At 31.6% G+C, this 14,315-nt stretch carries 16 protein-coding genes; 10 read left to right on the forward strand and 6 right to left on the reverse strand.

Features of this window, described 5'->3' with window-relative positions:
- Positions 1–110 precede the first annotated feature (110 nt).
- Positions 111–1,055 (forward strand): nicotinic acid mononucleotide adenyltransferase, encoded by a 945-nt coding sequence (locus NO995_RS06905; RefSeq protein WP_258226833.1) that lies wholly within the window; start codon positions 111–113, stop codon positions 1,053–1,055.
- A 51-nt stretch (positions 1,056–1,106) separates the two neighbouring features.
- On the opposite strand, the gene NO995_RS06910 is transcribed toward NO995_RS06905, so the two are convergent.
- The 4 genes from NO995_RS06910 to NO995_RS06925 all read right to left on the reverse strand — a co-directional run bounded on the left by NO995_RS06910 (position 1,107) and on the right by NO995_RS06925 (position 3,971).
- Entirely contained in the window at positions 1,107–1,868 is a 762-nt protein-coding gene (locus tag NO995_RS06910) for a hypothetical protein (RefSeq protein WP_258226834.1), read from the reverse strand.
- A gap of 1 nt (position 1,869) precedes the next feature.
- The gene (gene nadD, locus NO995_RS06915) at positions 1,870–2,448 is read right to left on the reverse strand and encodes a nicotinate (nicotinamide) nucleotide adenylyltransferase (RefSeq protein WP_258226835.1); all 579 of its coding nucleotides are present in this window, start codon (positions 2,446–2,448) and stop codon (positions 1,870–1,872) included.
- A gap of 71 nt (positions 2,449–2,519) precedes the next feature.
- Positions 2,520–3,092: a guanylate kinase gene (gene gmk, locus NO995_RS06920; RefSeq protein WP_258226836.1), complete on the reverse strand. Its 573-nt coding sequence runs from the start codon at positions 3,090–3,092 to the stop codon at positions 2,520–2,522.
- 21 nt (positions 3,093–3,113) lie between these two features.
- Positions 3,114–3,971 carry a YicC/YloC family endoribonuclease gene (locus NO995_RS06925; protein ID WP_258226837.1) on the reverse strand — a complete coding sequence of 286 codons (858 nt, stop codon included), beginning with the start codon at positions 3,969–3,971 and terminating at the stop codon, positions 3,114–3,116.
- A gap of 249 nt (positions 3,972–4,220) precedes the next feature.
- Here NO995_RS06925 and NO995_RS06930 point away from each other — a divergent pair, with 249 nt between their 5' ends.
- Positions 4,221–6,047 carry a LamG-like jellyroll fold domain-containing protein gene (locus NO995_RS06930; RefSeq protein ID WP_258226838.1) on the forward strand — a complete coding sequence of 609 codons (1,827 nt, stop codon included), beginning with the start codon at positions 4,221–4,223 and terminating at the stop codon, positions 6,045–6,047.
- A gap of 68 nt (positions 6,048–6,115) precedes the next feature.
- On the opposite strand, the gene NO995_RS06935 is transcribed toward NO995_RS06930, so the two are convergent.
- Both NO995_RS06935 and NO995_RS06940 read right to left on the reverse strand, forming a co-directional pair.
- Positions 6,116–6,547, reverse strand: a complete 432-nt coding sequence (locus NO995_RS06935; protein ID WP_258226839.1) for a hypothetical protein — start codon at positions 6,545–6,547, stop codon at positions 6,116–6,118.
- 46 nt (positions 6,548–6,593) lie between these two features.
- Positions 6,594–7,166, reverse strand: coding sequence for a hypothetical protein (locus NO995_RS06940; RefSeq protein WP_258226840.1), 573 nt, complete (start codon positions 7,164–7,166; stop codon positions 6,594–6,596).
- Between the two features lie 440 nt (positions 7,167–7,606).
- Between NO995_RS06940 and NO995_RS06945 the strand changes: the two genes are divergently transcribed.
- The 8 genes from NO995_RS06945 (at position 7,607) to NO995_RS06980 (ending at position 14,249) form a co-directional block, all read left to right on the forward strand.
- Entirely contained in the window at positions 7,607–8,395 is a 789-nt protein-coding gene (locus tag NO995_RS06945; RefSeq protein ID WP_258226841.1) for a site-specific integrase, read from the forward strand.
- Between the two features lie 9 nt (positions 8,396–8,404).
- Entirely contained in the window at positions 8,405–8,686 is a 282-nt protein-coding gene (locus NO995_RS06950) for a tyrosine-type recombinase/integrase (protein WP_258226842.1), read from the forward strand.
- Between the two features lie 9 nt (positions 8,687–8,695).
- The gene (locus NO995_RS06955; protein WP_258226843.1) at positions 8,696–9,616 is read left to right on the forward strand and encodes a hypothetical protein; all 921 of its coding nucleotides are present in this window, start codon (positions 8,696–8,698) and stop codon (positions 9,614–9,616) included.
- Positions 9,617–9,762: 146 nt separating this feature from the next.
- Positions 9,763–10,059: a helix-turn-helix domain-containing protein gene (locus tag NO995_RS06960; RefSeq protein WP_258226844.1), complete on the forward strand. Its 297-nt coding sequence runs from the start codon at positions 9,763–9,765 to the stop codon at positions 10,057–10,059.
- A gap of 3 nt (positions 10,060–10,062) precedes the next feature.
- Positions 10,063–10,551 (forward strand): ribbon-helix-helix protein, CopG family, encoded by a 489-nt coding sequence (locus NO995_RS06965; RefSeq protein ID WP_258226845.1) that lies wholly within the window; start codon positions 10,063–10,065, stop codon positions 10,549–10,551.
- Positions 10,552–10,557: 6 nt separating this feature from the next.
- Complete coding sequence (locus NO995_RS06970) at positions 10,558–11,832, forward strand: YfjI family protein (RefSeq protein WP_258226846.1); 1,275 nt, start codon at positions 10,558–10,560, stop codon at positions 11,830–11,832.
- A gap of 118 nt (positions 11,833–11,950) precedes the next feature.
- Positions 11,951–12,904, forward strand: a complete 954-nt coding sequence (locus tag NO995_RS06975) for a DUF6371 domain-containing protein (RefSeq protein ID WP_258226847.1) — start codon at positions 11,951–11,953, stop codon at positions 12,902–12,904.
- A gap of 484 nt (positions 12,905–13,388) precedes the next feature.
- Complete coding sequence (locus tag NO995_RS06980) at positions 13,389–14,249, forward strand: AraC family transcriptional regulator (RefSeq protein WP_258226848.1); 861 nt, start codon at positions 13,389–13,391, stop codon at positions 14,247–14,249.
- Positions 14,250–14,315: the final 66 nt, after the last annotated feature.

Genomic DNA, 14,315 nt, shown 5'->3' on the forward strand with positions numbered 1-14,315 from the left:
GAGCAAAAGTACACAAAATATTCATTGTAGGGATGTGAAGAAATTATTAAACAATTTTTTTGGCACGCGTTTTGAAACTCTAAAGTCAGTAACTCAAAAAACGAATGACTATGAAGACTGTAAAATTACTTTTAAGCTTTGCGCTAATATCAACACTTTTCACATCCTGTTATCAGGAAACAGTAATAGTGGAAGAAGAACCAGGAATATCGTTAAATCAATTATTAAATTCTTACGAATTATGGTATGTCGATATCAATAGTACTGCTGGTTACGGTACGACACCGTTTTTACAAAAAGCATTTACCATATCGTTTAGAAATGGCGTAGTGTATGCCAATAATAATATTGTAGGTTTAGGTGAAAGCGGAAATGGCTTCGGAATTGATATTGGAGAATATGATACTTATGATATGATTTTAGATGTGAATCATGATATTGATGGTTTTGAAACTTTTGATGTCTATCAAATAGATAACAATACTATAGAATTGTATAACCCGAATAATAAAACCTCTTATTTTTTAGATGGCTATCAACGAAGCAATTTCGATTACGATTTTGTGTTCTACGATAACATTCATTATTTTTTACAGGAATACGATGCCTGGGAAAAGACGTATACCAGTGATTTCGGAGCTTTAAATGAATTTGATAATGAAAACTTTTTACAATTTTTAGCAGGAGGTAATGATTCAGAATTTAGAAGTTCGCAAGATAACTCAGGTACTAGTGTCAATAATTTAATCTGGGATTACACCGGTATCTATGGTGTAGGTGATGTTGCCGGAGATATGTACCTTAAAACTTTAACATTAGATTATGATTATTTCGACAATGAATATTTCGAATTGAGCGTTATAAATGACAGTAAGATAGAGTTGTATCATCCATCTTCGCAATCGGTTTACCAATTCACAGGGCGTGGATACATTCAATATTTAAAAACAGCAGACACAAAAGGCAAAACGACAACAACTTCTGAAACCTCAGAAAAAATGCGTAAGCCTAGAAAAGATAAGGTAGAAAACCCGAGAACAAGTACAAGGGGATAAAAATTTTGGTTGGTTATTTAGTAGTAAGAGACCGCTTTAAAGAGACTTTCTTTAAGCGGTTTCTTTGTTTTTTAGCAGTAATTTCAAATATTTTAATTTGGCCTCAGTTAACGGAGAATGTGTATCGATGTTTAAGTTGCAATTTTTCAATTTGATGTTTAAGGAATTAATTTCTTGAACTAAATTTTTTAATGCAGTATAATATGCGGAAATTATATTCATTATTAGTTTTTTATAGAATTCATTAAGTTTCTCATCATAACTTGTAAGAATTTCATTTAAGGAAGGCTCATTTCCGATTTTGTGAATAAAAAGTTTCGCTTTTTTTAATCCATTCCGTTTAGGATATTCTTCTATTTGTTTATCTAAATATTCGTTGAAAAAAAAGGTGTTAAATGACTCAAATCTTTTTTGTTCAAGTTGGTTATATTTTAATTTAGAAATTAGAGGTATATGGTCTTGATGGACTAAGTAGTTTCTTAATTCCTTCATAAAGCAATGAAAATCATTTTCTAAAAAAGACTTTTCTTTATCAAAGTATTCTAAAAATGATCTCGCACTTGTTATTGTATTATGTAAATCTTTGATTATCTTTTTTTGAAAGTGAGCTCTTTTTTGATTATTACTGGTGATAGTTTCAATATCGTTATAATTTGATTTTAGATTTCTTTTTAAAAGGCGATAGTTTTCTCTATAAATAAAAAATGAAATTTGAATATTAAAAATACCCTGAACGATTTTGAGTTCGTTTGACGATTCTCGAAAATCTTCAGTTTCTCTGAGAATTGTTAATATTTGGCGTGAAGAACACATTTTACCTGTAAAAAAGCATATCATCAATATGTTCCCAAACGTGTGTCGGTAACATAGGCTTTACATTTTTGCCTTCTTTTATAGACTTTCTAATAAAGGTTGAAGATAATTCCATTACCGGGGCATCGATATGATGAATTTTAGGGTGGTTATCGAAAATTGTCGTTTGCTGTTCGCCCGAAATTCTTGGGTACACATAAATGTGATGGTTCTCTAAAATAACCTGATAGTTTTTCCACTTATGGAAGCTTTTTAAATTGTCTTCACCCATAAGTAAAGCAAATTCATGCTTCGGATATTTTTCCTGTAAGTGTACCAGTGTGTTTACGGTATAATTGGGTTGAGGTAGATTGAACTCAATATCGCAAGGTTTAAGTTTGTCGTAATCTTTAGTGGCACGATGCACCAGTTCTAACCGATCGAAGTTATCGAGTAAACTACTTTTGTTTTTAAAAGGATTGTGGGGTGTTACTACAAACCAGACTTCATCTAAATCGCTGTGTTCTGCAATGTGGTTGGCAATAATTAAATGTCCGACGTGTATAGGGTTAAACGATCCAAAATACAATCCGATTTTCATAGTGTAAGTACTGTGTTTTTTATGGTTTTAAAAACGCCATAACTACAGGGTAATTATGGCGTGATATTGTTTTACGATTTAATGAAGTCTCTAACCAGTTTTTCGGCTTCTTCTAGAGCGTGCTCCAAGGTGTCGTTAACTACTATTTTATCGAAAAGTGGTGCGGTTGCCAATTCAGCAGAAGCTTTCGAAACGCGCATGCTTATCTTTTCTTCACTTTCGGTTTTACGGTTTTTTAAACGAATTTTTAATTCGTCGATGCTTGGCGGTTTTACGAAAAGTGCTAAAGTTTGCTCAGGGAATTTTCGTTTTATGCGTAATCCACCTGATACATCGATATCGAAAATAACGTGTTTACCCATAGCCCAGATACGCTCGACTTCACTTTTTAAAGTCCCGTAAAAATTATCGCGGTATACTTCTTCCCACTCTAAAAAATCTTCGTTTTTAATGTGTTTTTTAAAGTCTTCAAGCGATAAAAAGTAGTAGTCTTTGCCATCTACTTCGTTGCCTCGTCTTTCACGGGATGTTGCCGATATTGAAAATTCTAAATTTAAATCTTCAATACCTAATAAGTGTTTTACTATGGTTGTTTTTCCTGAACCCGATGGTGCAGAAAATACAATAAGTTTACCTTGATTCAATGTTATTGTGTTTAGGTATTATTATAATACGTTTAATAATTGTTCTTTAATTTTTTCCAGTTCGTCTTTCATCTGTACGACTAACTGCTGCATTGGTGCATAGTTACTTTTTGAACCAATAGTATTGATTTCACGGCCCATTTCCTGAGAGATGAAGCCTAATTTTTTTCCGTTGGAGTCTTCGGAATTGATAGATTCTGTAAAGTAGTTTAAGTGGTTTTTTAAACGTACTTTTTCTTCGGTAATGTCGAATTTCTCAATGTAATACACCAATTCCTGTTCGAAACGGTTTTCATCGTATTTCTCTTTTAATTCTTCAACACCTTTTAATAAACGTTCACGAACCCCTTGAACACGCTCCGGATCCATCGCTATTACCTGTTCAAGAATACTATCTATAGTTGCTACCCTAGAGTTAAAATCCTGTTCTAAAACTTTTCCTTCGTCTAGTCTGTGATTGTTTAAATCGTCTACCGCTTTATGAATTTCAGCTTCTATTAGTTGCCATTCGTTTTCGTCAATTTCTTCACGCACGGTATTTAAAGCATCAGGAAAACGCACCGCCATTTTAAGTAATTCAATGTCGTTACCATCAACCACTTGTCGTAGTTGTTCCATATATTGTTTAACAACAGGTGTATTGATTTGCGTTGAAGTGTCTTCGGCAGTGGCTTCTACATATATAGAGAAATCTACTTTACCGCGTTCTAACTTATCAGCCAGAAGTTTTCTAATAGACAATTCTTTTTCTCTATATATAGATGGCATTCTTGCGTTTAAATCTAAATTTTTGCTGTTAAGAGATTTTAACTCAATAGTTACCTTTTTTGTAGGCAATTGCAAAACCGATTTACCGTAGCCTGTCATTGAATATATCATAAACAAAGTGTTTTAAAGGGTACAAAGGTATGTAATTTAACTTTTAGATGTTTAAATTGTGTTTGCAGTAAAATTGGTTTTATGCAGTTGTGTAAAACTGAGGGTTTAATTAATCTTGATTTTTCGTATCTTTAGTAGGAAAGCCCCTTGTGAATTTTTTATTCATAATTCATGAAAACTAATAATATTAAAGCAGTTTCTAGAGAAGAGGGTTTTGTAAATAAGCTCAAAGGTATAGTATTAGATAACTTGAAAAATGAGCAATTTGGAGTTGAAGATTTATCAAAGGAATCGGGTTATAGTCGTTCTCAGCTTTATCGTAAAATTAAATTGATTAATGGTAAATCCATTAGCAAATTTGTTCGTGATATACGTTTAGAGGAAGCTTTGAAACTTATAGTTAAAAGCGCTTTGAGTATTTCTGAAATTGCTTATGAAGTGGGATTTAGTAGTCCGAATTATTTCAGCCGATGTTTTCATGAAAAATATAATTATACGCCTTTGGAAGTGCGGTATATGGCAGATAATGAAGGTAAGAATAAAATTCTGCAAAAGTTTATTGCTCCTAAAAGAGGACAGATTAGAAAGAAGAAGGTTTATTATCTTCCAATTACAAAAAGACATTATATTGTTTGGATTATATTTTCATTAATTGTTGTGTTTGTTTTTACTGCTCTTGTAAAGGATAATAGTAAGAACCAATTGCATAAACCAGTATTGAAACATGCTTACACCTTTGAAAATGGAGTAGCTAATGATGTTGTTGGAGATGCAGACGGAATTATTAGAGGTGATGGTGAGATTGTAAATGGATTATTTATAACAGATGAACAGGGGGAGTATTTAGAACTGCCTGGTAAAAAAATAAGAATTAATGAATACTCAGCGATAACTTTAGAGGCTTATGTAATTGCAGGAAAGGGTAATGGAACCTGGACAATGGTATCATACTTTGGTGATAGACAGAATGAAATTGGTGTTAATTATATTTATCAAACTTTAGTCAATAATGGGAACAGTGGATCTACCATTTCATGCTTAAATTATAAGGATCCATGGGCAACAGGGAGCAATATTTACTCGCCGAGTATTGAGGATGATGAGTTTCATCATATTGTAACAACTTATGATAACAATGAGATGAAATATTATTTAGATGGAAGTGTAGTCAGTATTCGTCCTTCCCTAAATTCAGATAACCTCATAAAAAATTTAAGTAACAAGCTTGCTTATTTAGGTAAATCAGGATTCTCACAAGACCAAACATGGTTCGGCGCTATAGATACATTCAATATTTATGAGGGTATACTTGATGAGGAAACTATTAGAAATTCAGCAAAAAAATATGTAAACCGCATATTGCAAGACAATAGTGTTCATGTTCCGAAACCTGTGTTAAAGCATTCGTATACGTTTGAAGACGGAACAACCAATGATGTTATTGGGAATGCTAATGGAATAATTAAAGGAGATGTAGAGATTATAGATGGTTTGTTTGTTACAAATTCTTCAGGAGAATATTTAGAACTACCTGGAGAGGAATTAAAGATTAATGAATATGCTTCGATTACATTGGAGACTTTTATTTTAGCAGGTAAAAATAATAATGCACTCTACACTACACTAGCTTACTTTGGAAATGTAAGGGGGAATAATGGGGTTGATTATATAGGGATGACAGCAAAGCATAATCAAAGGAGTGGCGTAGTTTTGTCATGTAAAAATTATTCATCCCGACCATGGTTAACGACTATTGGGATATTATCTGATGAATTAATAGATGGTAAATATCATCATATGGTGATTACATTTGATAATAATTTTCTGAAATTTTACATTGATGGGGTTTTAGAGGATGCACGAATAAACCTTCGTAAAAAATCTAACATCATTGCAAATATTAGTGATAAACTTGCCTATTTGTGTTATTCGGGATATAGTAATCCAGGAGATCAAACTTGGTTTGGAGCTATTGATACATTTAATATCTACGAAGGTGTTTTAGATGCTGAAACTATTGCAAATACAGCAAAGCAATATTTAAAGGATTCGAAAAGAAAAGAACAGCTAAAGTAATGATTGACGATATATAGCTTAGGCAATAAGCATTACTGCTGTTCTCTTGTTTTATAAAAAGTTTTTCTTTACTTTATTCTTATGTATTCTTCATAAATTTTCCATACTGGTTTTTCTTCTCCTTCATTTTCAATAGGGCCTTCAATAGTCCAGATATCTCCTTTTATGGTGCTTTTAAAAGAAAATGATTTACCGATAAGAGAAGGGTCCGAAAAGTATTTTAGATGTTCTGTATAAATGTTTCCTCTAAACGTGTATTCGCCACCGTTAAACATGCTGTTTTGAATAGAGTCTGCCTGAACAATGGTGGCAAAGTGTGTTTTGTTTATTATTTTCACCATGTTTATCATGTCGTCTCCTGTAGCTGTATAGGTTGTGTCTGGAAGGATATATAATTGCTTAACCGATTTCCAAGTGCCTTCTAAGGAAGGTTGAGCAAATGCGAATGTTAGGAATCCTAATGAGAATATAAGGGTGATTATAGCTGATTTCGATTTCATAATGTTTTGTTTTAGAGTGAAATAGATTTTGATTTTTGTAAAAAAATTAATCAGATAAATTAAAAGTTAGTTTTTGAGAATTGTCAGCATTTATCAAATCAACCATATATCTAGATCGTGGTTTGTTTTCACTTTTTTCATAAATAAACAGAAGTGATGATTTTGAGGTAGACCAATTAGGGTGTGTAGAAAGTAATTTATCTTTAACATCTAGCGGAGGATAAATGTTTTTATATGTTTCATAGGTTTCAATTATTTGTCCATCTTTATTAAAAACGATTACAGCTTTCGAGTCTTTTAAACCTTGGACTATAGCTTTAAATTTATCACAACTAGGGCAGTCACTTTTTAATTTTTTAATGTCGTATTGGGCGATTAAACGTTGCACATCTATAATATTTTCGGGAATGTTATCTCCAAATATGAATGATAAATATTCCGTGGATTTATCTAAATACAGATTGTTTATAATTAAAGCTGATTTAGCATTTGAAATTTCTACTTCAGATAAAATGATAGCCTCCGCTATGGTTTCTGGGATAGCATCTTTAAAAAGAATAGTTTGAGAATAGGCAAGATTAGTAAGGCCTATAAACCAAATTAAAATTAATGTTTTCATGAGTTGATGTTTTTAGATTAGACGAATTGTGGTTGTACCATTTAAAGTGGTACAATTTACTTTTATAAAAAGTGTTTGCAGTCCTAAATTGTCCATGATAGAAAACATCGGATATATATTCTTAAGTTTTCAAAGAAAGGGTTTTGTAAAGTTTGTGAAAATTAACTTTCCTTGTTAGTACTTATGTTGCAAAAACATATAATTTTTTTGTTGATTGGAGAAGTTAAAAAAAAAAGGAGTTTAGGAATGAAATAAAAAAACCTTTGAAAATATTTTCAAAGGTTTTTAAGTACTCAAGGTGGGAATTTTTAAGTTTAGAAGGGAAAAAATGAACCAACTAAAAGTTAATAATATCAAGGCTTTCCGGAGGTTTTTAATTTTGTTTTTTCCTTTTTTTAGTTAAATTTATCACATATTTGTTACTATTTTGTTACTGATTTATGAGTGTAAAACTTAGAGAAAGAAAGTTAGCTAAAGGGGCTGTAAAATACTATTTAGACATTTATGTGAACGGCGAGCGTTCGTATGAGTTTTTAGACGTTAGAATTGAGCCAAACGACACAAAGTCTGCTAAAGCTGAAAAGAAGGACATAGCAAACTTAATGAGATCTAACAGAGAGTTGGAACTTCTTACCAAAAATACCAATTACTTACCTAAGCATTTAAAGAATTTAAACTTTTTTGATTTTGCTGAAGATTATGTAGAAGACTACCTTAAAAAGGATGTTCGAATGGTAAGTGCAGCATTAAAGCAATTTCAAGCTTATGTAAATAACCCAAAATTAAAGTTGGTTGATGTAACACCAAATTTAATGATTGGGTTCAAGGATTATTTAAATGATGATGCTGGTTTGTCTGGAGAATCTCCTCATAATTATTTTACTCGATTTAAGAAAATATTAAAGCATGCTGAGCTTGAGGGATTGATTAGGGAAAATCCAACTAAGAATATCAAATTTCAAAGAAAAAATGGCAAGGATGAACTTAGAAAACAGGTTTTAACTTCAGAAGAATTACAGACCTTAGCCAAAACTGAATGTGGTAATCAAGAATTAAAAAAGGCCTTTCTCTTTGCTTGTTATACAGGGTTAGGTTATGCCGAAATAAAGAACCTTAAATGGTGTAATCTTATAGATAATCGACTATCTACGCGTCGAGAGAAAACAAATTTAAAAGTAGAATTAAAAATTCGTGAAAGCATGCTTCAAATATTAGGGGAGAGAGGTTAGAAGGAAGAGTTGATTTTTAATCTTGTTAACGAAAAAGGTAATTCGATTTCAGATAACGGGGTAAATAAATGTTTGAAGAATTGGGTTCAAAGAGCTAAAATAGATAAACATATTACATTTTATTGTGCAAGACATACTTTTGCAACTCAGTTGTTACTATATGGGGCAAATTTGAAAACCGTAGCAGATGCTTTAGGTCATGCTGATACAAGAAACACAATAAAGTATTTAAATTATATTGATAGCTTAAAGGATGATGCTGTTGATAATTTACCAGAAATAGTATTTTAAAAAGAATTAATGATAGATTACATTGAGTTATATACATCTAACTTTAATAAATTTAGGTTAGATGGTACAGAGAGAATAAAAAATCAATTAATTGACTATAAAAATAATTATTCTAGCTTTTATAACGCTTTCAACACAATATTAAAAGAGAATTATGTTAAAGGCCAAGATTCCTTTATAAATAAAGAGGAACCATATAGGGGTCTCTATAACCTATTCCAGGATAGGTTTCGATTATTTGAAGCGGAACACAATTTGAAAATTATAGAGCTAGTCATATTAGAAAAATACAATAGTTTAAAGATCTCTATTGATTATACATTTGATGAATTTATTTTAGAGTTGGCTAAAGTTGAGGCTTTAAAAGAAAATAATAGGCTTTTTCATTTGTATTCCACTATTTATAAGTTGATGTATCAAGTTGGGGTTTTTGATGATTTTGAGCTGGTGGAATATAATATGGTTGAGGAAAATGTTCCCTTGTTTAAAAAATATCACGCTTTAATCTATGGGGTGAAAAGTAAATCTTTATCACTATTAGAAAACAATAGGCAAGAAGAAATCAATTTTAAAATAAAGAGTAAATTTTTGAAGAGGTTTAAAGAGTCCTATTATGAGTTTACCGGTTATTATATTGACGAAAATAAAACGTCCTATGATGATTTTTGTAAGGTGTTTTTGAATGATATTGGAACTCATAAATCAGAGATACATTTTCATTGCGACACAAAATTAGCGTCTTTGCTATTGAACAATTTAAACGAAGAAATATTTGATAATCTTTCACAGGTAAATATAGCTAAGTCAAAGTTGTTTAAAAGTCAAGGCGGGAAACCTCTTTCACAATCTACTTTATCTAGAACAAAGTTAAATGCGTCACATTCAGATCATGATATTGTTGCTTCTACACTTCAGTTTTTAAAACAATAATTCATCTCAAAAGTTAAAATTCATGCATATATGCATGTGAAATGTATATATGTATTTCTCTTTTTAAAATGTAGTACATATTTGTGCCTGTATACAAACAGGTACTAGATCTAGGCCATAAATCATTAACGAATAAAATCGAATTTATGGAACATATACAAGATGTCCTACATAGAATTGAAAGAAATCAATTTCTATTCAAAACAGTATTAACCTTTGAAGAAGGTTGTGAATACTGTGGTATTTCAAAAAGTAAGATGTATAAGCATACGTCTTCAAATAATGTCCCTTATTATAAGCCGGAGGGTAAACTGATCTTTTTTAAACGAGAAGAATTAGATGAGTGGCTATTGCGAAATAGGCAATCAACTATGCAAGAGCGTGAACAAGAAGCTGTAAAATATAGCTTGAAGTCAAGAAAGTCTGACCGTCAAAAAAGATAGTTTATGAAAAAGAAGAAATTAAACCTTCGTATAGAGGAAGAGCTAGTTAATGGATTAGATCAATTAGCTTATCTTGAGAATAAAACAGTATCTGCTGTTGTTAGAGAAGCGGTTGTTAATCATTTAAGACAACATGAATTAAAGCAGTTGCCTGAACATTATAATCCTTTAGAATTACTTCAATCATTAGGTTTTTCAGAGCTCATATTTTGGGTTTATGAAAAGCGTTTTGAGCCAGCAAATACTGACGAAATGTTTTTATATTGGAATCTTATCGATATAATTGAAGAAATTCAAATTAACCCAATTTTTCCAGACACTCTAAAGGCGGAGTTTAGAAAAGTTGGAAGGGAATTAAAGGTTTTAACTGATGAAAGTGATTATATCTTAGATTTTAGTTTTCCGGAGAGTTTAAATTATAGTGAATTAGCTTACTTCATGTATACTTTGAGGTTTGGAGATTTAGGCGAAGTAGAAATCGCTATAAAATAGTTGGCAATGGATTATACCAATAAAGATCGGTTAAAAGATAAGCTTGACAGTCTTTTTGAGTGCAGTCCGAAGGTTTTAACAGGGAAATTAGATAAAATAATTTCCCTGTTGCCATTGGAATATTCTACGCTTATTGATCAGGCTTTTTTATGCAAAAGGGTTCCTAAGGAATATTTGCTAGGTTCTATTTTGTTTACGGTAAGTACTTCTGTAGGTTTGACTTTTTACATAGAACAGTTAGGTTATAAAAATTATGGTAATTGTTATTTTACAATAGTTGGAAGCCGTGGTGATGCGAAGTCCGAAGCAATAAAAATTGCTACAAAGCCCATAAAAAAAATCGACGATCAAGACTACGAAGATTATAATGAGCAGAAAAATTACGGAGAAGAAGATGGTGTAAAAAGAAAACAAATACTTGTTCAAAATGCATCGATTGAAGCGGCGCATAAAATCCATTTCGAAAATCCGAATTCAGTCGGTATAGCAATTGATGAAGTTTATGGGCTTGTAGAAAAAATGTCTAACCCGAACAGTAGGGATGGAATCGCTTGGCGGAATTTTTTTTTAGAAGGTTACACAAATAGCTATATTGATGTTTCAAGGAAAACTACTGAAAGCTTTAGAATAAAAGAGTCGTATCCAACACTAATAGGAGGGTTACAGCATCAATTTTTACCTCAATTATTTGCTAATGGAAATTTAGAAAGCGGTTTTATAGATAGACAGTTTTTTACTTTAAAATTAACTCAAAATTCTACGTTGAGTCAGGCTCAAATTAAAGCGGAAGTTTTAGAAAACTACGAAAAGGCGATAAATAATATTCTGGCCTATAAAAGACAAAGTGAAAGACTAGATGAAAGCATAAAGCAGTTTGAAATTAAAGTCTCTAATAGAGCTTCTGAAACCTTGTTTAATTATGCTCAGACATTAATTAATCGGCAATTAGAAGCAAAGCCGATACTTAAGGAATATATGTCTAAGATGCAGATATCAATTCAAAAGTTATGTGTACTTATTTTTATAATGAAGCAGTCGGTTAATTCTACTTTTAAAACCGAATTAACTATAGATGTAGTGGATCTTGCTATAGAATTAAATGAATTTTATTTCTTAAATTTTCAATCAATTGTTGAAGACAATATTAAAACAAAACCCTTAGAGCCTACATTGGAGCAAATCATTCGAGTTGCTAAAAGGAATAAAGCAAGTCAAAAGGCCGTGGCAGAGATTACCGGATTACATAAAGGTACGGTTTCAAAAAAGTGGAATAAAAAGTAATTTGTAACTGGCAACTTGAAACTATTTGGTTGCTCGAGTTTAATGTGTTTTAATTCAGTTGATTACAAGGGTTGCGTGCCAAGGTTGTAAGTTGCCGGTTACTTAAAAGCAAATAGAAATGTTACAAAAATTAGAAAATAATTTACAGTTTGAAGTAAAGCGCAATAAAAAGCTCGTGACTCCTTGCTGCAACAGAAGTAATAAGGATGGTAAATTTGCTAATTTTAAAGGTTTTCCAGAGGTTTATGGTTATTGTCATTCTTGTGGGACTTCAACTTTGCCACCGACACTATATCGAAATGATTTAGGAGCTGAATTTGTATGGAACGAAGAGCAAGAAAAATTTGTAGAAGCAGATAATAATACCATTTCATGTGTTTTAAACAGTCTTTCCGTTTCTGATGTCAATACTACTGTAGAGAAGATAAATAAACAATTTATAGAAAATGACATTGTGCAAATGTTTCTTGAAAACTCAAAAGAAAATAATTTGCTAACATATTTAAGGAATCGATATGGAGATTTGCTAATTGATGAAATAAAGTTAAAGTATTTAATAGGAACTAGCAGAAAAGGAGGAACTGTATTTTGGAATATAAATGTTGAAGGGAAGGCTCAAAAGGCTAAAGTAGTTTATTATACAAATGACGGTAAACGAACTGATTATTTTCAGGTTCCATACAAAAATCAGGATGGATACTATAGTTGCTTGTTTGGAGAACATTTAATTAAAAAGAGCAAAAATCGAGGTAAAACCTTAGTGTTGGTTGAAAGTGAAAAAACAGCTCTTGTGTGCTCTTTGCATTTACCAGAATATGTTTGGTTGGCATATGGTGGAATTAATGGGCTAACTACCGATAAACTAAATGTTTTAGTTGGTTATGATGTTATTTTGGTTCCAGATATGAGTAATAATGCTGTCTCGATAATGGAAAACAAGTTAGATCTAATGAAGGATTTAGGTGTAAAAGTGAAGATATGGGACATGACAAAAGGGAAAACTGATGATCAATTAAAGGAAGAAGGATGGTATAATTGCGACCTAGAGGATGTTTTTAGATACTTTAATTAGAGTTGTGTTTAGCCTAGATATAACAGATTGTTAGGTATGCAGGGGTGCACTGAGATGTACTATTGTGTGGTGTTTTTGTGGCATTTTAAGGTGTTTTAGCCTGGATATAATAGATTGTATGGTGCGCAGGGGTGTACAGAGGTGTGCTATTTTGTGGTATTTCATGAGTGTTTTCATGGTGTAATTGTGGCGTTTTTGTGGTGTTTTAGTGGTATTTTATGTTGTTCAGCCTAGATGTAATGGATTGTTTGGTGTGCAGGGGTGTACTGAGGTGTGCTATTGTGTGGTGTTTCATGGGGTTTTCATGGTGTAATTGTGACGTTTTGGTTGAAGTGTGGTGTAGTATTGTGTGGTTTTGGTGGTATTTTATGATTTTTTTAGCATAGATGCAGTGAATGGGTGGTGTGTTGTTCCGTGTTTAAAGCATAAATTGGAAATGACAAGTAAATAAAGTAACTTCATGAAGACAAACTAAACCTAATTAATGAAGACATTTACTGATTTTAAAACTTTTAACAACTACTTTGGAACAGAGCCACCTTTAAATGAGCATATAGATGTTGGAATTTATGGCGACACGTATATAATGCAATCGGATGAAGTTTGTTTAGATTATCATAGAATATCATTAAAGCAACGTATACATTTCCCTAAAGGACATGAATACGAGCATCTAAATGAAGATTCAGTAAGTGCCTTTTTTTACAGTAGCCCAAAGGATGTCAATGCTTGGTATATAGAAAAACGATTTAAAGGATATTATATTCAATTTTCAAAAGAAATTATAAGTAAAAACAAACATGTTTTTAAAAGATTGATGGACTTTGGAAAACATGAACCCTTGTTTCTTAATCAAGAAGAGGAGGAGGAGATTGAAAACGTTTATAAGGCTTTATATAAACATTATATAGATAATCCAGATGAGCAAGAGATTTTATTAGCTTATGCAAACGTTTTATTTAGTCTTGTAGAGCGTTTTTATAAAAGACATTTGCAAAAAAATGTACAAAACTATAATGCAACCATAGTTGAGTTTCAAACGTTGTTAAATAGTTATTACGCGAGAGAAAAGGAACATGTAGAACTTCCTACTGTTGCCTATTTTTCGGAAATATTAAATGTAACACCAAACTACTTAGGTGATATTAATAAAAAATACACAGGTTTATCTGCTATAGACCATATTCAAGCCTATATTATAGAAGAGGCTAAATTAAAATTACAGAAATCTAATAAACCAATCAAAAAGATTGCCTTGGAATTAGGTTTTGAATATCAAACATACTTCACTCGATTCTTCAAGTCAAAAGTAGGAGTCACCCCATCTTCTTATAGAAAACAGTAATTTGTTTCAAAATACAAAGTAATTCGTTTTAATATCACCCTATTTCTTATTGCTAACTTTAACGAA

Origin of the sequence: Aestuariibaculum sp. M13, assembly GCF_024723255.1 — a bacterium.
In the GTDB taxonomy this organism is placed as follows: Bacteria; Bacteroidota; Bacteroidia; order Flavobacteriales; family Flavobacteriaceae; genus Aestuariibaculum; species Aestuariibaculum lutulentum.

Excerpts from the sequence above, each read along its gene's own strand:
- NO995_RS06965 (WP_258226845.1), top strand. The coding sequence starts at position 10,063 with ATGAAAAAGAAGAAATTAAACCTTCGTATAGAGGAAGAGCTAGTTAAT.
- NO995_RS06940 (WP_258226840.1), bottom strand. The coding sequence starts at position 7,166 with ATGAAAACATTAATTTTAATTTGGTTTATAGGCCTTACTAATCTTGCC.
- NO995_RS06970 (WP_258226846.1), top strand. The coding sequence starts at position 10,558 with ATGGATTATACCAATAAAGATCGGTTAAAAGATAAGCTTGACAGTCTT.
- NO995_RS06905 (WP_258226833.1), top strand. The coding sequence starts at position 111 with ATGAAGACTGTAAAATTACTTTTAAGCTTTGCGCTAATATCAACACTT.
- NO995_RS06960 (WP_258226844.1), top strand. The coding sequence starts at position 9,763 with ATGGAACATATACAAGATGTCCTACATAGAATTGAAAGAAATCAATTT.
- NO995_RS06945 (WP_258226841.1), top strand. The coding sequence starts at position 7,607 with ATGAGTGTAAAACTTAGAGAAAGAAAGTTAGCTAAAGGGGCTGTAAAA.
- nadD (WP_258226835.1), bottom strand. The coding sequence starts at position 2,448 with ATGAAAATCGGATTGTATTTTGGATCGTTTAACCCTATACACGTCGGA.
- NO995_RS06955 (WP_258226843.1), top strand. The coding sequence starts at position 8,696 with ATGATAGATTACATTGAGTTATATACATCTAACTTTAATAAATTTAGG.
- NO995_RS06980 (WP_258226848.1), top strand. The coding sequence starts at position 13,389 with ATGAAGACATTTACTGATTTTAAAACTTTTAACAACTACTTTGGAACA.
- NO995_RS06925 (WP_258226837.1), bottom strand. The coding sequence starts at position 3,971 with ATGATATATTCAATGACAGGCTACGGTAAATCGGTTTTGCAATTGCCT.
- NO995_RS06935 (WP_258226839.1), bottom strand. The coding sequence starts at position 6,547 with ATGAAATCGAAATCAGCTATAATCACCCTTATATTCTCATTAGGATTC.
- NO995_RS06910 (WP_258226834.1), bottom strand. The coding sequence starts at position 1,868 with ATGTGTTCTTCACGCCAAATATTAACAATTCTCAGAGAAACTGAAGAT.
- NO995_RS06975 (WP_258226847.1), top strand. The coding sequence starts at position 11,951 with ATGTTACAAAAATTAGAAAATAATTTACAGTTTGAAGTAAAGCGCAAT.